The 22820-nt window shown below is 65.1% G+C and carries 24 protein-coding genes; 9 read left to right on the top strand and 15 right to left on the bottom strand.

The annotated features are described in order from the left end of the window. Together C480_RS09415 and glmM are read right to left on the bottom strand one after the other, a co-directional pair. A partial coding sequence (locus C480_RS09415) for an SMP-30/gluconolactonase/LRE family protein (protein WP_006665381.1) occupies positions 1-1025 on the bottom strand: 1025 nt, incomplete at its 3' end. 182 nt (positions 1026-1207) lie between these two features. After that, positions 1208-2572 carry a phosphoglucosamine mutase gene (gene glmM / locus C480_RS09410; protein WP_006665380.1) on the bottom strand — a complete coding sequence of 455 codons (1365 nt, stop codon included), beginning with the start codon at positions 2570-2572 and terminating at the stop codon, positions 1208-1210. An 81-nt stretch (positions 2573-2653) separates the two neighbouring features. Here glmM and C480_RS09405 point away from each other — a divergent pair, with 81 nt between their 5' ends. Next, positions 2654-3658: an HVO_0234 family beta-propeller protein gene (locus C480_RS09405; RefSeq protein WP_006665379.1), complete on the top strand. Its 1005-nt coding sequence runs from the start codon at positions 2654-2656 to the stop codon at positions 3656-3658. A gap of 10 nt (positions 3659-3668) precedes the next feature. Here C480_RS09405 and C480_RS09400 read toward each other — a convergent pair whose 3' ends face one another. Next, positions 3669-3911, bottom strand: coding sequence for a PLDc N-terminal domain-containing protein (locus C480_RS09400; protein WP_006665378.1), 243 nt, complete (start codon positions 3909-3911; stop codon positions 3669-3671). Between the two features lie 171 nt (positions 3912-4082). Between C480_RS09400 and C480_RS09395 the strand changes: the two genes are divergently transcribed. Both C480_RS09395 and C480_RS09390 read left to right on the top strand, forming a co-directional pair. After that, positions 4083-4640 carry a hypothetical protein gene (locus C480_RS09395; RefSeq protein ID WP_049903505.1) on the top strand — a complete coding sequence of 186 codons (558 nt, stop codon included), beginning with the start codon at positions 4083-4085 and terminating at the stop codon, positions 4638-4640. 50 nt (positions 4641-4690) lie between these two features. Further along, positions 4691-5569 (top strand): ribose-phosphate diphosphokinase, encoded by an 879-nt coding sequence (locus C480_RS09390; RefSeq protein WP_006665376.1) that lies wholly within the window; start codon positions 4691-4693, stop codon positions 5567-5569. A gap of 215 nt (positions 5570-5784) precedes the next feature. Here C480_RS09390 and ileS read toward each other — a convergent pair whose 3' ends face one another. Together ileS and C480_RS09380 are read right to left on the bottom strand one after the other, a co-directional pair. After that, a complete protein-coding gene (gene ileS / locus C480_RS09385) occupies positions 5785-8949 on the bottom strand; it encodes an isoleucine--tRNA ligase (protein WP_006665375.1) in 3165 nt (1054 codons plus the stop codon). 92 nt (positions 8950-9041) lie between these two features. Next, the gene (locus C480_RS09380; RefSeq protein WP_006665374.1) at positions 9042-9272 is read right to left on the bottom strand and encodes a hypothetical protein; all 231 of its coding nucleotides are present in this window, start codon (positions 9270-9272) and stop codon (positions 9042-9044) included. 154 nt (positions 9273-9426) lie between these two features. Between C480_RS09380 and C480_RS09375 the strand changes: the two genes are divergently transcribed. The 4 genes from C480_RS09375 to C480_RS09360 all read left to right on the top strand — a co-directional run bounded on the left by C480_RS09375 (position 9427) and on the right by C480_RS09360 (position 11543). Continuing rightward, complete coding sequence (locus tag C480_RS09375) at positions 9427-10158, top strand: uracil-DNA glycosylase (RefSeq protein WP_006665373.1); 732 nt, start codon at positions 9427-9429, stop codon at positions 10156-10158. 126 nt (positions 10159-10284) lie between these two features. Then, positions 10285-10614 carry a hypothetical protein gene (locus C480_RS09370; protein WP_006665372.1) on the top strand — a complete coding sequence of 110 codons (330 nt, stop codon included), beginning with the start codon at positions 10285-10287 and terminating at the stop codon, positions 10612-10614. Between the two features lie 230 nt (positions 10615-10844). Next, complete coding sequence (locus C480_RS09365) at positions 10845-11264, top strand: HIT family protein (protein ID WP_006665371.1); 420 nt, start codon at positions 10845-10847, stop codon at positions 11262-11264. 6 nt (positions 11265-11270) lie between these two features. Beyond that, complete coding sequence (locus C480_RS09360) at positions 11271-11543, top strand: hypothetical protein (protein WP_006665370.1); 273 nt, start codon at positions 11271-11273, stop codon at positions 11541-11543. Between the two features lie 28 nt (positions 11544-11571). On the opposite strand, the gene C480_RS09355 is transcribed toward C480_RS09360, so the two are convergent. Then, positions 11572-12624: an A24 family peptidase gene (locus C480_RS09355; protein WP_006665369.1), complete on the bottom strand. Its 1053-nt coding sequence runs from the start codon at positions 12622-12624 to the stop codon at positions 11572-11574. Between the two features lie 270 nt (positions 12625-12894). On the opposite strand from C480_RS09355, the gene C480_RS09350 reads away from it, so the two are divergent. Both C480_RS09350 and C480_RS09345 read left to right on the top strand, forming a co-directional pair. Further along, the gene (locus C480_RS09350) at positions 12895-13350 is read left to right on the top strand and encodes a hypothetical protein (RefSeq protein ID WP_006665368.1); all 456 of its coding nucleotides are present in this window, start codon (positions 12895-12897) and stop codon (positions 13348-13350) included. Positions 13351-13541: 191 nt separating this feature from the next. Next, entirely contained in the window at positions 13542-14276 is a 735-nt protein-coding gene (locus C480_RS09345; RefSeq protein WP_006665367.1) for a type 1 glutamine amidotransferase, read from the top strand. 11 nt (positions 14277-14287) lie between these two features. Here the strand turns inward: C480_RS09345 and C480_RS09340 are convergent, their stop codons facing one another. The 9 genes from C480_RS09340 to lysW form a co-directional block, all read right to left on the bottom strand. After that, positions 14288-14773 carry a hypothetical protein gene (locus tag C480_RS09340; protein ID WP_006665366.1) on the bottom strand — a complete coding sequence of 162 codons (486 nt, stop codon included), beginning with the start codon at positions 14771-14773 and terminating at the stop codon, positions 14288-14290. 112 nt (positions 14774-14885) lie between these two features. Further along, on the bottom strand, positions 14886-16151 hold the full coding sequence (gene thrC / locus C480_RS09335; RefSeq protein WP_006665365.1) for a threonine synthase: 1266 nt from the start codon (positions 16149-16151) through the stop codon (positions 14886-14888). A 446-nt stretch (positions 16152-16597) separates the two neighbouring features. Then, positions 16598-17551, bottom strand: coding sequence for an ornithine carbamoyltransferase (gene argF, locus C480_RS09330; protein ID WP_006665364.1), 954 nt, complete (start codon positions 17549-17551; stop codon positions 16598-16600). After that, positions 17551-18657, bottom strand: a complete 1107-nt coding sequence (locus C480_RS09325; protein WP_049903502.1) for a [LysW]-lysine hydrolase — start codon at positions 18655-18657, stop codon at positions 17551-17553. The genes argF and C480_RS09325 overlap by 1 nt, the downstream gene beginning before the upstream one ends. Beyond that, positions 18654-19802, bottom strand: coding sequence for an aspartate aminotransferase family protein (locus C480_RS09320; RefSeq protein ID WP_006665362.1), 1149 nt, complete (start codon positions 19800-19802; stop codon positions 18654-18656). The genes C480_RS09325 and C480_RS09320 overlap by 4 nt, the downstream gene beginning before the upstream one ends. After that, positions 19799-20674, bottom strand: coding sequence for an acetylglutamate/acetylaminoadipate kinase (locus tag C480_RS09315; protein WP_006665361.1), 876 nt, complete (start codon positions 20672-20674; stop codon positions 19799-19801). Before C480_RS09315 ends, C480_RS09320 begins: the two co-directional genes overlap by 4 nt. A 1-nt stretch (position 20675) precedes the next feature. Continuing rightward, positions 20676-21767 carry an N-acetyl-gamma-glutamyl-phosphate reductase gene (gene argC, locus C480_RS09310; protein ID WP_006665360.1) on the bottom strand — a complete coding sequence of 364 codons (1092 nt, stop codon included), beginning with the start codon at positions 21765-21767 and terminating at the stop codon, positions 20676-20678. After that, positions 21767-22651: a lysine biosynthesis protein LysX gene (gene lysX, locus C480_RS09305; RefSeq protein ID WP_006665359.1), complete on the bottom strand. Its 885-nt coding sequence runs from the start codon at positions 22649-22651 to the stop codon at positions 21767-21769. Before lysX ends, argC begins: the two co-directional genes overlap by 1 nt. Next, on the bottom strand, positions 22648-22812 hold the full coding sequence (lysW, locus tag C480_RS09300) for a lysine biosynthesis protein LysW (RefSeq protein ID WP_006110956.1): 165 nt from the start codon (positions 22810-22812) through the stop codon (positions 22648-22650). Before lysW ends, lysX begins: the two co-directional genes overlap by 4 nt. Positions 22813-22820: the final 8 nt, after the last annotated feature.

The following is a 22820-nucleotide window of genomic DNA, read 5'->3' as shown; positions in this document are numbered from 1 at the left end:
CCCGCCATCGATTCGTTGTCATCGGTCTCCATCGACCCACCGTCCTCGGTCGCTATTGACTCGCTGTCGTCCATCTCTGAACCGAGTTCGACGCGGACGATCGCATCCCTCGCGTTGACGGCGACGTAGAGTCGGCCCTGGCTGTCGAAGGTCATGCCGTCAGCGCCGACCAGCGAGTCCTCCTCGGCGACCAGGTCGAGTTCACCGGGGCTGCCGTCCTCGGAGACGGGAACTCGGACGAGCCGACCGTAATCGAGGTTGTCGACGTAGACATCGCCGTCGGGATTGATCGCGATCCCGTCGGCACCGACGCCGGCCTCGGCTTCGGGGTCCGGGTCGAGGACCTCGTCGTCGACCCAGACCGTCGCGTCATCCGGCGTCACCCGCCAGATCGCACCGCCCAGATGGTCGGTGACGAGGAAGCCGTCCTCGGTGTAGGGATCGATGGTGATGCCGTTTGGTGCCGTCTCTGCGGGGAGTGCAGCCATCCGTTCGGTGTCCCCGCTGGCGATGTCGACGGTCCAGACGCCGTGCGTTTCCGACTCGCCCGAGTTCACCAGCGCGTAGATCGTTCCGTCGACGGCGACGATGCCGAGCAGCGCTCCCTCCTCGCCGACATCGAACTGGGCGACCGACTCCTGATTCCCGTCGGGATCGACGGCGAGCAGTTCGCCAGTAACGGCCAGGCTGAGATAGACCGTTCCCGAGTCGTCGAGGGCGAGGTTTTCCGGGAGTGCGGGCGGTTCGAGGTCGGCGACGAGTTCGGGTTCCGCGGTCGCGTCCGTTCCGGTGTCGCCGTCAGTATCGCTCCCCGTTTCAGTTTGGTCTGATGCCGTCTCGCTGGCGGCAACCGGAGCGACGCCCGCGATCGCGGCGAGACCGGTACCCGCGAGCGATCGAAGGACGGGGCGACGGCGGAGACGGGACCGGAGATGAACTCGGGACGCTGTGTCAGTCGGGTGCTGGTCGCGGTCGGTTTCTGTGACCGGTTCGTCCGCAGGCGGCTGTTCGGTACGATCAACCATACAGCCAGCGTGAAACGACGCCGGCCATAAACGCCGTCCACCGTTGTCGGTAATTACGGACGGGTAATGCGAGCGAATCAGCGGTAATCAGTAGTTTCGACGGCGACGTATCGAACGCGCGGTGTGGCGGCGCTCGAAATAGATCACTGTGAACGGTTCTGTCTCCAGAGAAGTGCGACCGCTCAGATAGTCGCCTTGGCCGCCGATAGCGTCTCGTACATTCCGTTCGCGAGTTCGGTCGCGCGCTCGCCGTCGCGGGCCTCGGCGTAGATGCGCACGAGGGGTTCGGTTCCGGAGGGGCGGGCGAGCACCCAGGCGTCGCCGTGGTCGAGGCGGTAGCCGTCGCGGGTGTTGAGTTCGGCGTCGGCGGACTGGGCGTGGTTCGCGGCGGCATCGAGCATGGCGTCGCGTTCGGCGGTCGACTCGTACTCGATGTTGCGCCGGACGTTGGCGTAGCCGTCGTAGGGGCCGACGAGGTCGCTGACCGGCCGTTCGGCGACGAGTTCGAGGAATCGAGCGGCCGTGTACGCGCCGTCGCGCGAGAGTCGGTAGTCGGGGAAGAAGATCCCGCCGTTGCCCTCGCCGGCGATTGGGACGTGCTCGCCGTTGGCCTCGAGTTCTTCGATGCGAGTGATGATGTTCGTCGATCCGATCGGCGTGAGTTCGAGGTCGGCACCGATCTCGGTGACGACGTCGACGAGTCGCTGGGAGACGTTGACCGCCGAGACGGTCGTTTCGCCGGGGTCGAGCTCCGCGGCGGCGAGGGCGGCGAGTGCGGCATCGCCGGAGACGAACGCGCCGCTCTCGTCGAAGAAGATAGCCCGGTCGGCGTCGCCGTCGTGGGCGATACCGATGTCGGCGTCGCTCGTCCGGACGAGCCGTCCCAGATCGCCGAGATTGTCGGGAACCGGCTCGGGGTCTCGTCCGGGGAAGTGGCCGTCGGGCTGACTGTTGACGGTGATGACGCGACAGCCGAGTTCGCGGAAGAACTCGGGGCTGGTCAGCGCACCCGCGCCGTGGCCGGGGTCGAGAGCGACCGTCAGGTCGGCGTCGGCGATCGTCTCGCGGTCGGCGGCCGCAAGGAGATCTGCGACGTAGTCGCGTCTGGCGGTGTCGATCTCGCGGACCCGGCCCGTTTCGTCCCACGGCGCGACGGCGAACTCGCCGGAAAGCAGGGTGTCCTCGATCGTTTCGAGGTCCGAGACGGCGAGTTCGACGCCGTCGCGACCGACGAGTTTGATACCGTTGTACTGGGGCGGGTTGTGCGAGGCCGTGATGACGATGACGGGAACGTCCATCCGCTCCGCGTAGCCCTGTGCACCCGGCGTCGGGACGATCCCGAGGCGGTCAACGTCGGTTCCGGTACTTGCAAGCCCGCTGGCTGCGGCATCGGCCAGCATCCGTCCGGTGTAGCGCGTATCGCGTGCGATGGCGACCCGGTCCACCTGCCAGGCCGTCCCCGCCGCCTTCGCGACACGCAGGACGAACGCGGGCGTCAACTCCTCGTTGGCGACGCCACGTTTCCCACTCGATCCGAAGACTTCCATCGGTCGCTAGTCCGACCGGCCACCTCAAAGGGGTTGCGGAGCAGACGGAACGCTTTCGGGCTGTGCCGCCAATCCTCACGTATGGATTCGATCGAGGAAAAGCGCGTCTACGGCACCCGTGACGGCGCGACCCGACTCTACGTCACGAGTTCAATCGGCGTCGTTCGCGTGCGGGTCGCCGGCGACGCGGTCGGCGAGTTCAGCCTTTGTGCGCGCTGTAACGCGCGGGACATCGCGACAGTCGCCGACGGGCGCGTCGTGATCGCGACGGACGAGGATATTCGCGAGGAGACCGCGACCAATCGCGACACTGACGCTGCGAACCGCGACGATCTCGCGCTCGAAAACACCGGCTTCGGTCCCGCCGTCGCCGTCGGAGCGACCGATTCGACGCTCCTCGCAGCCGGTCCCGACGGCGACCTCGGCTACCGGACTCTCCGAAACCGGAACGACGGAACGGACTGGCACCGCTGCAGCGCCGACGCGATCACATCGGTTCGTGCGATCGACCGCGACCTCGTCGCAACGGACGACGGCGTCTACCGATTCCGGCCCGCCGACGGCGAACTCGAACACGCCGGCCTCTCGGATGCCCGCGACGTCTCCGCGGCCGGGATTCCGCTCGCGGCGACCGCGGACGGCCTCTACAAACTCGGAAACGGATGGATGGAGATCCGCGAGGAACTGTTCGAGACGGTCACCGCCGATCCGCGGACGGAACGCGGCCGACTCGCCCGAGCCCACGCGATTTCGAGCGCGGGCGACTCGAACGACACAGTCTACGCGTTCACGGATGACGACTGGACGGCGATCGAGACACCCGACGAACCNATGTGTATAAGAGACAGCATCGGATACGGGACCGGACCGACCGCCGAACGCGAACAATCGGATGGAGCGACGGAGACGAGTTCGGATTCCGGTTCCGAATCGGCGGGACCGCTCTATGCGGTCACGGAACGGGGAACGATTCTCGTGACGACCGAGGGCGCTGACGAGGAGAACTCGTGGCGGCGACGGTCCCTCGGTGTGACGGATGTGACGGGGCTCGCGGTTCCCGCTTCGACGGTGGAGTCGGATACGTAGGCTGTCGCGTCTAGATACCCGACGGACCCCGACCCGGCCCCATCCGATCCCGTCCGAGCAGGACGTACAGGACGAGGCCGAGGAAGGGCGCAAAGAAGACGACGATTGCCCAGAGGAAGGCAGGATGTGAACTGTTAGACTGTGCATCCGTGTACGTCCAGATGATGATACCGATCTGCAGTGCCAAGAACAGGAGCGCAATCAGGCCGAAGAATCCGAAAGCGCCGGACTGGAGGACGATATCGAAGGGCATCGTTCTGATTGATTGATGGATTCATAAAATATGTTTCGAATTCGTCTTGTTTAATCGGGGCCGAAGATGAGTTGAAAGCGCCGTTTCGGAGCGATTGCTCTTCGCACTGGATACCAGGATCGGATACGACGAACGGAAGGTTAACTATCCGTGACTGTCTCCGATACCCTCATGAGCGGCCTACCGCGGCGTCGACTACTGGCGCTTGGAGGAACGGCATTGACGGGAGCGATCGCCGGCTGTTCGAGTAGCGCGGACGAGGGCGACCCGGATGCGGACTCGAACTCGGACGGCGGCGAGAGCGATGGCGACGGGAACGAAAACGAAAACGGAACCGACTCGAGTTCGGATTCCGACGGCGCGGGCGGCGCGTCGGGAACGCTGCTCGGCAACGTCGACGTCGAAAACCTCGACAACGACGCGCACACGATCAACGTCATCGTCGAGTTCGACGGCGACATCGAACACTGGTCGACGCACGAACTCGACGCCGGCGCGGGCGCGACGCTCGAGCAGGGCTGGCCGCAGGAGGCGGGCGAGTTCCGCGTCATCCTGCGGCTGGACGACGGCGAGCCGGTACAGGACACGGCGGCGTCGTGGAACGATCCCGACTGTCTCAACCTGCTCGTGACGATCAACCGCAGCGGCGCGCTGACGACCCACGCAGACACGAGCAGCGGCCCCTGTGGCGACGGCGACGCGTCGTTCGACGAGGGCGCGAGCGAGTGAGCGGGCCGCAGAACGAAAACTGGTTTACGCCACACCCAATGGGTTCGAGTATGATAATCAGCGGATCCGCGTCGCAGGCGCTCGCCGCGGCGCTCGCACGCGAGCTCGAGGAACCGCTCGTCACCACCGAGTACAACCGATTTCCGGACGGCGAACTGCTCGCCGCCGTCCCCGGTATCGACGATGCCGTCGCCACCGACGACGCCGTTACCGCCGATCGCGCCGTCGTCGTCGGCTCGACCGTCTCGAGCGACACCCACCTCGAACTGCTCCAGCTTCAGGACGCCGCCCGCGAAGCCGGCGTCTCGGACGTCGTCACCGTCCTCCCCTACATGGGCTACGCCAGACAGGACGAGGCGTTCGAACCCGGCCACCCGGTCTCCGCTCGCGCCGTCGCTCGTGCCATCTCGAGCGGGACCGATCGCGTCCTCACAGTCACTCCCCACGAAGAGGCCGTCTGCGAGTTCTTCGAGCCGACGGCGACCGCCGTCGACGCCGCGGGTCGGCTGGCCGAACCGCTCCCCGAGGACCTCGCCGATCCCGTGTTCCTCTCGCCCGACGCCGGCGCAGTTGAACTCGCCGAGACGGTCCGTGATACCTACGGCGAGGGCGAGATCGACTACTTCGAGAAGGTGCGTCACTCCGGCACCGAGGTCGAGATTTCGCCGAGCGACGTGGACGTGACCGACCGGGACGTCGTCGTCACAGATGACATCATCGCGACGGGGTCGACGATGAGCGAGGCCGTCGGCGTCCTGCAGGACCGCGGCGTCGATCGGGTCTTCGTTACGTGCGTTCATCCGCTCCTTGCCAGTAACGCTGTCACGAAGCTCTCGCGGGCTGGCGTCGAGGCGATTTACGGCACGGATACGATCGAGCGCCAGCAGAGTACCGTCTCGGTCGCACCGGCGATCGCGGAGCACCTGTAGCAGGCGTTTCTCGCGAGTTCCGTAGGAGAGTGGCGACACAACTGGTACAACAGCGTCGGCAACGAGACGACGGCGGCGATTACTCGGACGCCTCAGCGGCCGCCAGCGACTCGATCGCGATCTCGGCATCCACCTTTTTCTCGTCGGGTTCGCTACTGCTCACCACTCCTCAAAAAATCTGGACCAAAAACCCGCCTCGCTCCGCTCGGCGGCGATTACTCGGACGCCTCAGCGGCCGCCAGCGACTCGATCGCGATCTCCATCGCGACGCCGTCGACATCCCACTCCTTACGGTGGCCGTCCTCGACCGTTCCGAGTTCGTCTGCACGAACCTCCTCGCGGATGAGGGCTTTGCGGTCGTCGACGAGTTCGGCGACGCGGTCGTCTTCGATCTCGAGGTCGAGTGCGATCCGCTCTTCCACGTCCAGGTCGAGGTCCTTTCGCATCTCCTGGACCCGGCGGATAACCTCGCGGGCGTAGCCCTCGCTCTCGATGTCGTCGGTGAGCGAGGCGTCGACGTAGGCGACGCCGCGGTCGTCGCCGTTGAGGCCGAAGGCGGTGCCGGCGACACCCTCGGGCGTTTCGGTGACGAACGAGACCATCGATTCCTCGAGTTCGTCGTCCGCCTCGAGGGCGTCGTCGACGGCCGCCGCGAGCGCCTCGAGGGATGGGTCGTCGATCCGGGCCTCGTTGAGCGCGTTCATAACCTCTCCGGCGCGGTCGCCGAAGGCGGGGCCGAGTTCGCTCATGTCGGCCTCGGCGCTGTAGTTGAGTTCGCCCCAGCGATCCTCGGGCGAGACGAGTTCGATCTCGCGGGCGTTGAGGCGCTCGGCGAGCAGGTCGGTGTGGCGTTCGACCGCGTCGACGACGCGCTGGTCGTCGGCGGCGACGACGACGCGCGGGACGGGCCAGCGGAGTTTGCGGCCGGCCTGTTGGCGGGCGTTCGCGCCGGCTTCCTCGATGGCGCGCAGGAACGCCACGTCATCCTCGAGTTGCTCGTCGACGAACGCCTCGTCGACGGCGGGCCAGTCGCACATGTGGACGGTGTCGTGCTCCGCACCGCCGGTAAGGGTGCCGTAAATTTCCTCGCTGATGAACGGCGCGTAGGGAGCCAGCAGCGCGACGGTCTCGCGGAGGACGCGGTAGATCGTCGCGTACGCGGCTTCCTTAGAGGCGCTGTCTTCTTCCTCCCACATGCGCTCGCGGACCGCCTGAACGTAGAACCGGGAGACGTCCTCGACGACGAACTCGATGAGGGCGTCGATCGCCTTGTCCTGGCGGCGGTCCTCGAAGTGGTCGGTCATCGTCTGCTTCGTCGACTGCAGGCGGGCGAGGACCCACTCGTCGACGAGTTCGAGGTCATCCGCGACAGCATCGACGGTCGTCTCCTGCGGATCGAACTCGTCCAGTCGCATGTACGGCAGCGGGAATCGGAAGACGTTCCACAGCGTGCGGAGGTGGTTTTCCATCGTCTGCATGCCGTCCCAGGAGAAGCGCATGTCCTCTCCCTGCGGGTTGTTAGAGAGGAGGAAGGCGCGCATCACGTCCCGGCCGTGGCGGTCGATGGCCTCGTGGGGATCGATCAGGATGTCCTTGGACTTGGACATTGCGCGCCCGTCGGGCATGAGCGCGTGGCCGTGCATGAGCACCTCTTTGTAGGGACTCTCGCCGAGCGCGGCGGTTCCCATGCCGAGCTGTGACCAGAACCAGCCCCGCGTCTGGTCGTGGGCCTCGAGAATGAAGTCCGCGGGCCAGAGGTCGTCGAACCGACTGTCGTCCGAGGGGTAGTTCAGGGTACCCCAGGAGGCGACCGAGGAGTCGAGCCAGACGTCGAAGACGTCCGGCACGCGGGTGTAGGTGGTGCCGTCCTCGGTGATTGTGAGGTCGTCGACCGTGTCCTTGTGGAGGTCGACGGTTGCGGCGTCGATGTCCTGATCGACGCGCTCGGCGAGTTCATCGCGGTCGCCGACGACGATCATGTCCTCGTCATCGTCGCGGTCCTCGGGCGTCCAGACCGGCAGCGGAATGCCCCAGTAGCGCTGGCGCGAGACGTTCCAGTCGGGGGCCTCCTCGACGAAGTCGCGAAAGCGATTGTCCCGCGCCCAGTCGGGGTGCCAGTCGCTGTCCTCGATGTTGTCCAACAGCTCGTCCTTGACATCGGTGATCGTGATGAACCACTGGTCGGTGACGATCTGGATGCTGTCTCTTATACACATCTCTGATGGCGCGAGGGNAGATGTGTATAAGAGACAGGGGTCGGCGTCCTTGACGAACTCGCCTTCGTACTTGCCTGCTTCCTCGGTGTAGACGCCGTCGCCACCGACGGGACAGAAGATGGGGAAGCCGAGTTCGCGGCCGCGCTCGAAGTCCTCTTCACCGTGGCCGGGCGCGGAGTGGACGAGACCGGTGCCGTCGCCGTGGGTGTCGACGTAATCGGCGGCGTAGACCTCGTGGGTGCCCTCGGCGTCGACGCGGTCCGGGACTTCCTCGGCGAGCGGGTGGTCGTAGGCCCAGCCGAGCATCTCCTCCCCGGAGAGTTCTTCGACGACCTCGTAGTCGTCGTACCGACCCGCCTTCAGAACCGACTCGTGTTTGGCATCGGCGACGTACAGGAGTTCTTCCTCGCCGTCTTTCTCCGCGCGGACGCCGACGTAGTCGCCCTCCTCGTCGACCGCGACGAAGGTGTTCGCCGGGATGGTCCACGGGGTCGTCGTCCAGATGACGATCGAGCCCTCGCGGTCCTGCAGGTCGAATTTGACGTAGATCGAGGGGTCCTCGACATCCTCGTACTCGACCTCGTTGTTCGCGATTGCGGTCTCACACCGGGGACACTGCGAAATCGAACGGTGGCCCTTCTCGACGAGCCCTCGTTCGGCGGCCTTCGAGAAGCCCCACCAGGCGGCCTCCATGTACTCGGGGCTGACGGTCCGGTAGGGGTCCTCCCAGTCCATCCAGACGCCGAAGTCCTGGAAGTCCGACTGCAGGCCTTCGAGTTGCTCGTCGGCGTACTCCTTGCAGGCCTCGATGAAGTTTTCCTCGCCGTACTCCTCGATGTCCTTCTTGTTCTCGAAGCCGAGTTGCTCCTCGACGCGCGTCTCGATCGGAAGCCCGTGCATGTCGTAGCCCGGGCGGTCGGTCACGTCGTACCCCTGCATTCGGAAGAAGCGAAGGTAGACGTCCTTGAGGGACTTGTTCCAGGTCGTCCCCATGTGCGCCGAGCCCGACGTGTACGGCGGGCCGTCGACGAAGAAGAACGATTCACCGTCCGATCGGTGCTCGACCGTTTGTTCGTAGGCGTCGACGTCGTCCCAGTACTCGAATACCCGTTGCTCGAGCGCGTGGGGATCGTACTGGTCGTCGACCTCGCCAAACCGGCTCATACGTGACGTGATTCGCTCCGACATTAAAGGGGAATCGGTCCTGCAGGCGTGACTGGACGCGGTGATCGATCGGTCGAACGACGACTCTCCGCTCAGTTGGTCGAAGAAAACAATTTCTGGTAGCCGATGCCGTAGACGCCCGCATAGAGCATCACACAGCCGATCGCGGCGAGCCAGAGTGCAACGGTCGCCTCACCGGCACCGAAGTGCTGCAGGCTCGCGTACTCTGCAGCAGCGCCGACGACGGTCAGTAGGCCACCGATAACGGTATAGAGAAGTAACGGGAGTACTTCGGCGAGTAATTCCAGGCTGAACGTAACCATATACCCCCCATAGAAAGGCCACCAAGGTAAATTTGTTCACTTACGCAGCGATATAACACACCACGAGACACACCCATCGGTAGCATCCAAATCACCGCTGTGAATCACGCATCCAAACCAACCGAGCTAACCGCCTGTAGACGTACACCCATCTGTGCCAGCAGCCAACCCTGATTCGAATTCGAGTTCGGATCCGGACGCCGCCAATTCGGACGACCCCGAGTTCCCCGACTCGCGACACGTCTTCGAGGCGAACTGTACGCGCTGTCAAGCACTCAGCGAGAGCCGCGAGTGCATCTCGTGGGGCACCGGCTCCCTCGACGCCAGCGTCTTGGTCGTCGGCGAAGCCCCCGGCCACGGCCATCCCGACGCCGACCGCTGGCGCGGCGGCAACTGGACCGGCAAGGCCTACACCTCCCGCCACTCCGGCCGGCGCATCCGCCGGATGCTCGACCGCGTCGGCTACGGCGACGACGCGTACTACACGAACGCGGTGAAGTGTTTTCCCGCGAGCGAGGAGCCACGCTCCTCGACAGCGAGCGGTGAAACCGGGAGCGCCGACGACCGCGCCACGAACCGCGAACCCACCGCCGAGGAGCGCGCGAACTGCCGGCCCCATCTGCTGAGCGAACTCGAGACGGTCGATCCGACGGTCGTGCTCGCGACTGGCAAGCACGCGACGAAGACCGTGTTAGCGGCCGAAGGGCGGGACCTCGAGGGATTCATCGATAGCGTGCTCGAGCCGATTTACTGTGAGGAACTCGAGATCTGGTTGGTGCCGATACTACATCCGTCGTACCAAGATATCTGGATCGGCCGACTCGGCTACGAGCCTGCGGACTATCTCGAGGGGATTCGAGAGACGATCGAGGGCGTGCTCGAGTGAAGATGCGGACGTAAAGCGATAGAAAAAGGGGCAAAAACAATCCTCGAAACTGTGCGATGGTTCACTAACAATCTACGCCACAAGAGCGAAAAGAATAATATCCAGCGCCTAAATGTCACTTCATATATGATATCTCCACCTTCACACCTGCTTTCCCTTCCCGTCCTCGATGTCGGGTCGCTGACCCTCTTCGTTCTCCCGTTGCTCGTCGAACTTGCGGTACTTGCCCGAGGGATGTACACCCGTGAGCCCACTGACATCGTGCTCGCTGCCGTCGCGGTGCCCTGCCTCTTTGTCTCAATGTGGGCCGCCGTGGAGGGCCTGAACTCGTCCGGGGGTGTCGACTGGAGCGGCTTGTTCGGCCTTTTATCCGCGGCCGTCGGTGGGCTTTTGCTGTTCCTCGTCGTGATAGATGCAGTCATGGGGTTCGCTGTCCGGGCACGCACGACGGAATGACGAGTTCATCCCAGAGTGACTCTCCCTGTGCCGTTTATCTGCAGGGTGAAACGCACCTGCGTTCGGACGACGCTGTGAAGCGTTCGGTAACGACGCTATCTACGAACACACCGATAGACGCGTATTACCTCGAATTACCGACCGAGAGACCGACGGTGATGCAATACGTCCTCGCTGCGATCCACCCCCGGTCGGTAACCTTCATACGGTGAGCCGACACACACTCGAGCATGAGTACGATCTTCAGCCAGATCGTGGAGGGGGAGATCCCCGCGCGAATCGTGTACGAAGACGAGACGACGATCGCCTTCCTGGACGCCAACCCGCTGGCACCGGGCCACACGCTGGTGATCCCCAAAGACGAGTATGAGCGGCTGAACGACGTTCCCGAAGACGTCGCGACGGATCTCTACGCGACGGTTCATCGCATGGTCCCCGCCGTCGAGGAGAGCGTCGACGCCGACGCGACCACCGTCGCGTTCAACAACGGCGAGGAGGCCGGCCAGGAGGTCCCGCACGTCCACTGCCACATCGTCCCGCGCTTCGAGGGCGACGGCGGCGGCCCCATCCACGCCATCGCCGGCGATCGTCCCGACCTCGCCGACGACGAACTCGACGACATCGCGGCGGATATCGAGTCGCGCGCGTGAGCGACGATGTACGAGAGACTCGTCGGCGCGGCTCGCTCGTTTCCCATCGCCGCAGCGCTCGAACTCGGGAGCGTCCTCGTCTGTCTCGGCCTGTTCGTGGGGACGTTCGTCGTTCTCGTGGGCGGGCCACCGGCGGTAACGGGCACCGCCGGCGGAGCGGGTGCCGGGAACCAGGTACCGGTTCTCTGGCTCGCGATCATCGGGACGGGTGCCGCCTTCGTCGTCTTCTGGACCGCGCTCGTTCCGCTGTTTCAACGCGTACAGAGCGTCCGGAGTTAGAAGGTTAGAAGACTAGAAGACTAGAAGACTAGAAGAGGCCGAGCAGGCCAAAGAGGAGGTCGCCGTAGCCGAGTGCGATCACAAGCCCGGCGAATATCGGCACCAGAAACGGCGTTCCCGGCGAAATCCAGACCGTCTCGGCCGTCGTGATCGCCTCCAGCCCGGCGCGCAACTGTTCTGGATCGGTTCCGTAGGCCGTGCCCTCGATATCGTCGAGGAAGGCTTCAGCGCCCCACGGATCGTCGACCGCTGCAGTCGTCGACACAGCGTCGTCGCTCCCTTCTGACGATCCCTCGGTGGAGTCACGATTCGACGCCGCAGCAGTTGCCGTCGGAGCCCCGCCGTCCGCTCGAACGTCGGCCGCCACGGCACCGTCAGTCGGCGGATTCGGCTCCTCGGGCAGCGTCGCCGGATCTCGATACCGATCAGGCGACTCCCGAACGTCCGCGAGCGTCAGGCCGCGCCAGCGCAGGTACATCCGCAGCGCATCGAGGTCGAGGCCGCTCGTCGAGCGCCCGGCCGGTCCCTCGAGCAACTGCCCGTGCGTCTCGGGCAGGCGCTCCCAGGAAACCGGCCAGCCGAGCGCCATCACCGACGTAAACCGCCCCGCAGCGGCGTTTCGAATCGCGAGGAGAACCGGGATCGCGAGCGCGACCAAGACGGCGTTCGTCAGGATCGTAAACGAGAACGTTCCGATCGGCGTCAGTGCCGTCGGCGTCGTCCACGATCCGATCACGTAGATCGGCTGCGTCGGAAACACTACCGCCAAAACGAGCAATGCTTTCGCATCGGCACCGCCGAAGCCGCCAGCCCACCAGAACAGATACGCAAGCGGCACGACCAACCCTAAACTCACCGTCGCCGGAACGATGAACTCGTTGATCCAGGTCGTCCCGCCGGCGCGCCAGGCGAGCACTCCCTCCCAGAGAAGCGTCCCCGCTCCGAGCAGCGAGAGCGGAACCCAGACGTGACTCGAAACGCGCCTGGTCTTGATATCCCGAACGGCGGTCCAGGCGAAGACGGGAAGCGCGAGAAGCCGGAGGAGATCCGGCCCGGTCGCGGAGACGAACGCGAGTGACACACCAGGTGCTGGGAAGCGCGGTACCGTTATGGTTTCGGCCTCCGGCGACGATGAGAACGGTGTCGTGAACTCTTACTCGAAGGCTCGCTGCAGCGCCTCCCAGCGCGACTGCGTACGTCGGTCGCCGTCTCGCCACCGGGAAACGGCACTGTACGCCGACGTATATCGGCGAAGTCGCGAATCACCGCAGTAGTCGGAGCGCCTTGGAAATTGAGAGTGACTAGAACAGTGATAGAAACTACCAAACAGCTATCGAGCGAACGATGACGTATGTCACTTGATGTCGAAATCCCCGACCCGCCAGCGCTCGACGGACCACAGGATCCGGGCGACTACGATGCCGTCGACGAGCCGGAGTATCGATCGGGTGATAATGTACCGCACGAAGCGTTAGCGACGTTCCTCCAAGAAGGGGCGTGGGAGGACGGCTTCAACGAGTGGCGTGACGATACGTATCTGACGGTCGATGAGTTCCAGCTCGTGCGCGATCACGGACTGATAGACGAGTTCGATTTTTATTGGAACATGGCCACGGAAGACGTCGGCTACCAAGCCCCGACTGTCCCCACCGATCTGGCACCGCCGTCCGGTGACCCGCTCGAACGGGGCGAACGGCAAGGTATCGACGAAGAACTCGACGACCTCGGACGGACCGTCAGCGACGTACTGGAAACCGAGTACATCAATCGGAGCGGCGAAGAGTTCGGATTCTTTAGCGATTACTGACCGCTCTCCGAGCCGGGTGCCGGAACTGCACGCGGCATCGACCGACCGCTCGACAGGCGATATCGGACTCGACAGGCGTCGTCTGATAAAAATCGGACGCGACAAACGACACTGGACTCGGCAGGCGAGACCACATCGAGAACGACGGGCGGAAAGAATATCCGTCCAGCGCGGCCACTACACGACACAGTATGAGTCACGTTCGTATCGCCGTCCTGAACGCGGCCCACGAGGACGCGAACACGACGCGAAACTTCCGCCGCGAACTCGACGCCTCGCTGGCCGAGTTCGACGTCACCGACGGCGAGCTCCCCGCACACTACGAGTTCGACGGGCTCGTCGTCACCGGCTCGCGGTCGTCAGTCTACTGGGACGAGGAGTGGATCGATGCCACCAAAGAGTGGGTCACAGCGGCCCTCGAGCGGGACATTCCCGCGCTCGGCATCTGTTGGGGCCACCAGCTTCTGGCCGACGTGCTCGGGGGCACCGTCGAGGACATGGGTGCCTACGAGGTCGGCTACAGCGAAATCGACCACCACGGGAACTCCCGGCTGTTCGACGGCATCGCCCAGTCGTTCACGGCCTTTACGAGCCACGCCGACGCGGTTACCGAACTGCCGGCCGGCGCAACCCCGCTCGCCGAAAACGAGTACTCGAATCACGGCTTCCGCAAGGGCCGGGTCTTCGGCGTCCAGTTCCACCCCGAGTACGATACGAAGACCGCCCGCGAACTCGTCCACCGCAAGGACCTCGACGCGGACCGCCGCGACGCCGTCCTCGCCGAAATCACCGACGAGAACTACGCCTCTGCCTGCGAGGCGAAACTCGTCTTCGAGAACTTCGTCGAGTTCGTCCGCGAAACCGCAGCCGACACGGCGGCGACTGCAATGGACGAACAATCGGAATCAGCCGGTCGCTCCGACTGAACCCGGATTGCTCACTTCGAGTGCCGGTGTTGGTGCCACCGATCGAGAACTCGCTGAAGTAGACCCGTGCGTTCGGTCCGTGTCTGTCGCGACTGGCGTGCCTGCGTGAAATCAGACTGGTCAGACCGGCCGGAGCGGTCATCCTCCTCGCATCGGTGACGCTGCTTCTGGTCTTGCTTTTGACCCCAGTCGTGATCCTGTTGTGCCTCGAGTTCACGTTCGTACTGCGTGATCAACTCCCGGCGCTGGCGGTCACGGATCGTCAGTTCGCGTTCGAGTGCGGCGATCCGGGCGCGGAGGTGAACTCGTTCGATTCGAGCGGGAAGCGGGTGTCTCGTGTTCGGGGACGATCGTATCGAGAGCGATGATGACTTCCGATGAGGCCCGTGACCGGCGTGAGGGTCGTTTGCGATCGCTGAACGGGGATTTCGAGTGTATTCGTCGGGGTCGATAGCGGTGGTGGCGGGCTGTTCGGGGGGACGATACTCGACGGACATGGCAACTCGGACGGTACATCGCTCCCGCGGAAAAAGGTCAGTCAGTCGGGCGTCAGACGCGTCTACTGTAGATTGTGTGGCTATGAGAGGGTGAGAGAGTACAGATCGAGTGTCAGTACTCGAGATGCTCGAGGACGCCCGCCGTCTCGGCTGGCACCGATTCCGGTTCGCTCCCCGCAGCGGCGGCCGCGTCGGGGTCTTTGAGCAGGTGGCCCGTCGTCAAGCAGGCGACGCGTTCGTCGTCGGTGACGATCCCCTCGGCGCGGAGTTTTCGCAGTCCCGCGACGGATGCGGCGGAGGCCGGTTCGACGCCGATCCCTTCGCCGGCGAGGTCGCGCTGTGCCGCGGTGATCTCCTCGTCGGTGACCGAAATCGCGGTGCCGTCGGTCTCGCGGATGCCCGGCAACGCCTTCGGTGCGTTGACCGGGTTGCCGATCCGGATCGCCGTCGCGCGCGTCTCGACATCGTCCCAGCGCCGAACTTCGTCCGCGCCGTTCTCGACGGCCTCGACCATCGGGGCCGCGCCCTCGGCCTGCACGCCGACCAGTTTCGGGACCTCGTCGCGGGAGAGTGCGCCCGCTTGCACGAGTTCACGAAAGGCTTTGTACAGCGCGGCGGTGTTGCCGGCGTTGCCGACCGGGAGGACGATGCGGTCGGGGACGGTGTCGTAGTCCGCGAGAAAGCCCTCCAGGATTTCGAGGCCGATCGTCTTCTGGCCCTCGAGTCGGAAGGGGTTCAGCGAGTTCAGCAGGTAGGCCTCGCCCTGGCCGGCGAGTTCCTGGACGATGTCGAGGCAGGCGTCGAAGTTGCCGTCGACCTCCAGGATTCGGGCACCGTGGAGGCTGGCCTGGGCGATCTTGCCGGCGGCGACCTTGCCGGCGGGGAGGAGCACGAGCGTTTCCATGCCGCCGCGGGAGCCGTAGGCGGCGAGCGCGGCGCTCGTGTTGCCGGTCGAGGCGCAGGCGAGGCGGTCGACGCCGAGTTCGGTCGCGACGGCGACGCCGACGGTCATGCCGCGGTCCTTGAACGAGCCGGTGGGGTTCATCCCCTCGTGTTTGATCCGCAGGGCCTCGAGCCCGATATCGGCCTCGAGCTGCGGGGCTTCGTACAGCGGCGTGGCACCCTCCTGGATCGAGACGCCCGCATCGAGCGGAAGGGTGTCGGCGTAGCGCCAGACGCCCTGGCCTTCGCCCGCGAAGTCCTCGAACGTCGGCAGATCGTCGTAGCGAACCTCGAGCAGGCTATCGCACTCGTCGCAGGTGTAGCGGATGTCCGCGAACGGGGCGAACGTCTCGCCGCACTCGATGCACTCGAGCCAGACGCCGTCGTCGGCGTCGGCGGGTGCTGCCGGTTGGTCGGCAGAGAGACTGAGACTCATTATCGTTCTGTCCTCGGGGAGGGGAGCGACCGGCAAAAAGCACGTGGATTCGGCAGATACCCCCATCCCGTTTTCCCGTTTTCCATATCCGCACGTGCTCGCTCCCACGAGCGCCGGTGTGATCGCTCACCCGTTGCAGGGTGTGATCGCAAAAAGCGTCCCGGAAAGCCGAGTGGTGTGTCATCGGGACTGTGTGGTGTGCCCGGATTCGCTCGCGATTCCACCGTCCTACATCACGATGAGCCCCACCAGCACCGCAGGGCCCAGGAGCATGATGAACAGGGCAAACAGCAGTCTGAACGACATGCCACTTCGGGGAGATCACGCACACATACATAACTGTTCTAGATTGTTCTATGTATTGACTTCTTTTGCGGGAAGAATAACAGCATATTGACTCACGAAAACGGCGGTTTACCGGAACGAAATGAGCGGCAGCGTCGGTTTCAATCGAGCAGCCACTGGAGTAACGCCTTCTGGGCGTGGAGACGGTTTTCGGCCTGATCGAAGACGATCGACCGGTCGCTCTCGATGACCTCGTCGGTGATTTCCTCGCCGCGGTGGGCCGGGAGACAGTGCATGACCGACGCCCCGGGGGCGTGTTCGAGCAGGTCCGAACAGACCTGGAAGCCCTCGAAGGCCTCCATGCGCACGTCGCGTTCGTCCTCCTGGCCCATACTGATCCAGACGTCGGTGTAGATGATATCGGCGTCAGTGGCTGCCTCGACGGGGTCGTTCGTAACCGTCGGATCGCCGCCGAGTTCCTGCGCACGATCGATGACGCTGTCGTCGATGCCGTAACCTTCGGGCGTCGCCACCGTCAGGTCCATGTCGGTCATCGCGGCACCGATCACGAACGACTGACCGACGTTGTTGCCGTCGCCGATCCAGGCCACGGAAACGTCGTCGAAGCCTCCCTCCTGCTCGCGGATCGTCAGCAGATCGGCGAGCGTCTGGCAGGGGTGAGCGTCGTCGGTGAGTCCGTTGACTATCGGCACCGACGAGTTCGCCGCGAGCACCTCGACGTTGTCGTGTTTGAACAGCCGCGCCATCACGACGTCGACGTACCGCGAGAGGGTCCGTGAGGTATCCTTCAGCGGTTCGCCGCGGCCCAATTGGATGTCGTCCGCACCGAGGAAGATGGCGTGGCCGCCGAGTTGGGTCATTCCCGTTTCGAACGAGACGCGGGTGCGCGTGCTCGGCTTCTGGAAGATCATTCCGAGCGTCTGTCCGTCGAGCGCTTCGTGTGGCTCGCCGGTTTGCTGTGCGTGCTTGAGATCGTCCGCCAGATCGAGGACCTCGAGCAGTTCCTCGTGTGAGACGTCGTCGATCTCGAGGAAGTGCCGCGGTTCCGGGTCGGACGGAGACGGGGACTGGGATTGGGATTGAGATGGAGACATTAGTCGTCACCTCCGGTCAGCGTCGTCGCGACGCGAGTGAGCACCGCGACGGACTGGTCGAACTCGTCGAGCGAGAGGCGTTCGTCGGGAGCGTGATCGAGTTCTGAGTTGCCGGGGCCGTAGGTCGCCATCGGGCAGTCCCACGCGCCGGCGAAGAGGTTCATGTCGCTGGTGCCGGTCTTGCGCAGCAGCCGCGGCTCGCCGTCTTCCTTCCGGATCGCCGCGCGGAACGCGCGGGCGACCTCGGTGCGCGGACTTTCCATCACCGGCGGGATCGGGTCGGCCCAGGTGACGGTGCCGATCTCGAGCGGTGCCTCGGCGGTCTCGCGAACCGTCTCGACGTCGAGCGTCGGTGGCACGCGCAGTTGCACGTCGAGCGTGGCTTCGACGGAGAGGCCGTCGTCGGTGATGCCGCCGTCGATGGCGACGGGTTTGGTCGTCACGCGCTCGAAGACGGGCTGGTACTCGTCTTGCTCGAACGCTTCCTCGACGCTCGTCCACCAGCTCGTCGCGTGCTGGATCGCGTTGGGTTCGGGGCGGGAGGTGTGGCCGGACTCGCTGGTCGCGACGTACGTTCCCGAGAGGAAGCCGCGGTAGCCGAGGGTGATCCCCGTCGCGCCGCTGGGTTCGCCGTTGACGACGGCGTCCGGTTCCTCGCGGTCGTCGACCAGGTGGCGCGCGCCGCGGGAGTTCGTCTCCTCGCCGACGACGCCGACGAACGAGACGCCGGTACGGACCGCGGCCGCGGCCATCGCGGCCAGCGGCCCGGTCGCGTCGACGCTGCCGCGACCCCAGAGAACGTCCGTCCCGTCATCGGCGATGTCCTCTTCCTCGTCCGCGTCGTCCGCCGATTCGACCTCGACCGGAATTTCGCCAGGGACGGTATCGATGTGGGAAGTCAACAGCACCGAATCGTCCGCCGGCGCGCGGACGTTGCCGACCTCGTCGATCCAGACCTCGCGGTCGTGGGCCTCGAAGAACGCGGCGAGGCGCTCCGCCGCGTCGCGTTCCTCACCCGACGGCGAGGGGATCGAAACGAGGTCGACCAGTAGTTCGCGGGCGTCCGCGAACGAAACCGCGTCGTGATCGGTCATTGTCGTACTCATGATTGCGATTCGGCTTTGGGAGCGAGTACGTCCGCGAGCGCCGTTACGACCTGATCCGCGTGCTCCTCCTCGAGCACTAGCGGCGGCAGTAGGCGGACGACGCTCCGGCCGGCCGGCAATGCGAGCACCTGGTGTTCGAGCGCGAGGTCCCGCAGCACCCGATTGGCTCCGCGCTTCACTTCGACGCCGATCATCAGCCCCTCGCCACGAACGTCGCGAATCGGTACGTCGAGCGCGGTCAGTTCGTCCCGCAGGTAGCCACCGATTTCGTCGGCGTTACCCGGCAGATCCTCGTCGACGACCACGTCGAGCGTCGCGTTCGCTGCAGCCGAAACGAGGGGGTTGCCGGAGAACGTCGAGCCGTGCGGCCCCGCCGCCTCGGCGACCCAGTCCCGACAGAGCGTCGCGCCCATCGGCAGGCCGCTCGCGATTCCCTTCGCGGTCGTCAGGATATCGGGCGTCACGCCGTAGCCTTCGCAGGCCCAGAGATCGCCGGTGCGACCGATCCCGGTCTGAATTTCGTCGAATATCAGCGCGGTGTCGGTTGCCTCGGTGCACTCGCGGGCCGCCTCGAGATAGCCCGCCGGCGCGGGGTGAATGCCACCTTCGCCCTGGATGGGTTCGAGGATCACTGCCGCCGTTTCGTCGTCGACCGCATCCTCGAGTTCAGCCGTGTCGCCGTAGGTGACGAACTCGACCTGGTCCTCGAGCAGCGGCTCGAAGGGCTTCTTGTACTTTGGTTTCCAGGTCGCCGACAGGGTGCCGGCGGTGCGGCCGTGGAAGGCGCGCTTGGCGGCGACGATCTTCGTCCCGTCGGTCGCGCTCCGGGCGAACTTCAGCGCGGCCTCGTTGGCCTCGGTCCCGGAGTTACAGAGCCAGACGTTCTCGATCCCGCCGGGCGCGAGCGCCCCCAGTTTCCCGTGGAGATCGGTCCGCGACTGGACCGGGTACGAACCCTGAACGTACAGCAACTCGGCGGCCTGCTCCTGGATCGCATCGACCACGTCGGGATGACAGTGGCCGGTCGGCGTGCAGGCGTAGCTCGCGCCGAAGTCGAGGTATTCGGTGCCGTTCTCGGCGGTGAGCGTCGCGCCCTCGCCGGATTCGATGCTGATCGGTTTCTCGGAGAAGACGAATCCGCTCATTGTGTGACCTCCGTATTCGCTGTTTCCTCTGCTTCCGCGTCGGCGAGTGCGCCGGGTTCGAGCGTCGTTCCCGCACCCGCGAGCGCGCTCGTAATCGGCTCGTCCGCGTTCGCCGACGCGACGGTGACCGAGGCTGCCCCTCCCTCCAGGGCCTCTTCGGCCGCCATGACCTTCTTCGTCATGAAGCCTTCCGCCGCGTCTTTGACCGCGCTGAACTCGGCGGGCGTCACGGCCGAGTCGATCTTCGTCGACTCGTCGTCGGGATCCTCGTAGATGCCCGAGACATCGGTCAGGACGACCAGGTCGGCCTCGAGAGCACCCGCAATCGAAGCGGCGGCGCGGTCGGCGTCGGCGTTGACGGCGGTGTAACCGCCCTCTTTTTCCCGTCCGAGGACGGGGACCGAAACGACCGGCGTGTAGCCGCCCGCGAGGACCGTCTCGAGCAGGTCCGCGTTGACCGAGTCGATCGTCCCCGAGTGGTCGCCACGCTTGATCTTCTTCTTGCCGTCCTCTTTCACGCGAACGGCGGATTTGCGCTTGCCCTCTAGCAGCTTTCCGTCCGTCCCGGAGAGCCCCACGGCGTTTACGCCCTCGTTCTGGAGCGACTCCACGAGGTCCGTGTTGAGCTTCCCGGGCATCACCATCTTGAAGACGTCCATCGTCTCCTCGTCGGTGAACCGCCCGACGACGCCGCCGGGCGTCTCGACGTAGGTCGGTTCCTCGCCGAGTTCTTCTAAGGTCTCGTCGACGGCCGTCGAACCGCCGTGGGTGAGGACGACCTCCTCGCCCTCGTCAACCAGGGAGGCGACGTCCGCGAGTGCACCTTCGGGGTCGACGGCGCGCGCGCCGCCGATTTTGACCACCACGGTCATACTAGGGAGCCCCCACGGGATGTAGTCCCGTGAACTCGAGTCCGGCCGTCTCCTCGAAGCCGAGCGCCACGTTGGCGGCGTGGACCGCCTGGCCGGCCGAACCCTTCATCATGTTGTCGATCGCCGAGAAGACGACGACGCGCTTGTTGGACGGATCGAGTTCGAAGCCGACCTCGGCGACGTTCGTCCCCGCAACCGACTTCGGCTCGGGATAGCGGTAGACGCCGGAGCCGCCGGCGGCCATGCGGACGAACGGCTCGTCCTCGTAGCAGCCGCGGTAGGCCTGCCAGAGGTCGCCCTTCGACACGGGCGAACTCGGGAAGACGTGACTCGTCGCGCTCGCGCCGCGAACCATGTCCACGGCGTGGCAGGTGAACGCCACGGAGGTACCGAGGAACTGCTCGATCTCGGCCTCGTGGCGGTGGCCCGTCGGCGCGTAGGGGCGAACGACGCCCGAGCGCTCCGGATGGGAAGAGGCCTCGCCGCCGCCCGCGCCGCCCTCGGAAGAGCCGACCTTCACGTCGACTACGACTTGCTCGCCGCCGTCGAGAATGTCGTGCTCGAACAGCGGGTACAGGCCAAGAATCGTGGCGGTGGCGTTGCAGCCGCCGCCCGCAATGAGGTCGGCCCCGTCGAGGTTCTCGCGGTTGATCTCGGGCAGAGCGTATTCGGCCTTCTCTAAGTACTCCGGCGCGTCGTGGCCGTCGTACCACTCGTCGTACTGCTCCTCGCTCTCGAGGCGGAAATCCGCCGAAAGGTCCACGACCGTGTCGGCGATCTCGAAGAACTCGTCTACCCGTCCCATCGAAACGCCATGTGGCGTCGCGGCAAACAGCACGTCGACGCTCTCTAAGTCGTCGGGCTCGGTAAAGCGCAGGTCCGCCCCCCGCAGCGGCGGGTGCACGGAGCCGACGCTCTTGCCGGCCTTCGACCGGCTGGTGACCTCCGCGAGTTCAACGTTCGGATGGCCGGCGAGCAGCCGCAGGAGTTCGCCGCCGGTGAACCCGCTGCCGCCGATGACGGTCGCGGTGACGGTCTCGGCGGATTCGTCTGTGCTCGCTGTGTTCGCGTCCGCGTCGGTACCGACCGCCATCAGAGGGTCACCTCGACCTCTTGGGCAGCGTTCTCGGTAGCCTTCTCCTCGAGCCAGTCGACGACGGTGCCGGCGACGTCGGTCTCGACGGCGTCGTTGAGCGCCTTGAACTCGACGGTGTGGTTGACCTCGTGGACGGTGTAGGAGTCGCCGGTTTCCATGAGGTCGACGCCCAGCAGCCCGCCGCCGACGGCGTCGCTGGCCGTCTGGACGAGATCCTCGGCCTCATCGTCGAGTTCGAAGACGTCGGTCTCCGCTCCCTTCGCGGCGTTCGTGATCCAGTGGTCCGACGAGCGGACCATGCCGGCGACCGGCTCGCCGTCGATGGCGAGCACGCGGATATCCCGCCCGGGTTTCTCGACGAACTCCTGGACGTAGAACACCTTGTGCTCGTAGTGTCCGAGCGTCGCTTTGTGCTCTAAGATCGCCTCCGCGGCGTCGGGCGAATCGATCTTGGCCATCAAGCGCCCCCACGAGCCGACGACGGGCTTGAGAACGCAGGGGTAGCCGAAGTCCTCGATGGCCTCCATCGCCGTCTCCTTCGTGAAGGCGACTTTCGTTTCGGGCGTGGGAACGCCCGCCCGTTCGAGCGCGAGGCTGTTCTTCGCCTTGTCCGCACAGATGTCGGCCGTCTCGTGGCTGTTGACCACGGGAATCCCGTACGCCTCGAAGAACTGCGTGGCGTACAGGCTCCGGCTCGTGGCGAGACAGCGATCGACGACGAGATCGAGGTCGGCGAACGCGTCGGGCACCTCGCCGACGGTGAACTCGTGCTTGCGGACATCGATCTTCGTGATCTCGTGGTCGCGCTCGCGAAGCTCTGCGAGGAGGAGCTTCTCGTCCTTGCGGATCCGGGAGTAGAGGATTCCTATCTGCAAGGTCACTCACCCCAGTCCTCTTCGAGCTCCGGGGCTCGCTCGAGGACTGGCGGCTCGGTGTCGACGACTTCCAGTTCGGCTCCGCAGGTCGTACAGTCAACGATCTCTCCGACTTCCAGAGTGTCGTGCAGGGACACTTCGGCCCCGCATTCGACGCATTCTGTCATTGTATTCC

Origin of the sequence: Natrialba aegyptia DSM 13077 (assembly GCF_000337535.1) — an archaeon.
GTDB classification, from domain to species: domain Archaea; phylum Halobacteriota; class Halobacteria; order Halobacteriales; family Natrialbaceae; genus Natrialba; species Natrialba aegyptia.
This window is presented reverse-complemented; position numbering and strand designations above follow the sequence as displayed.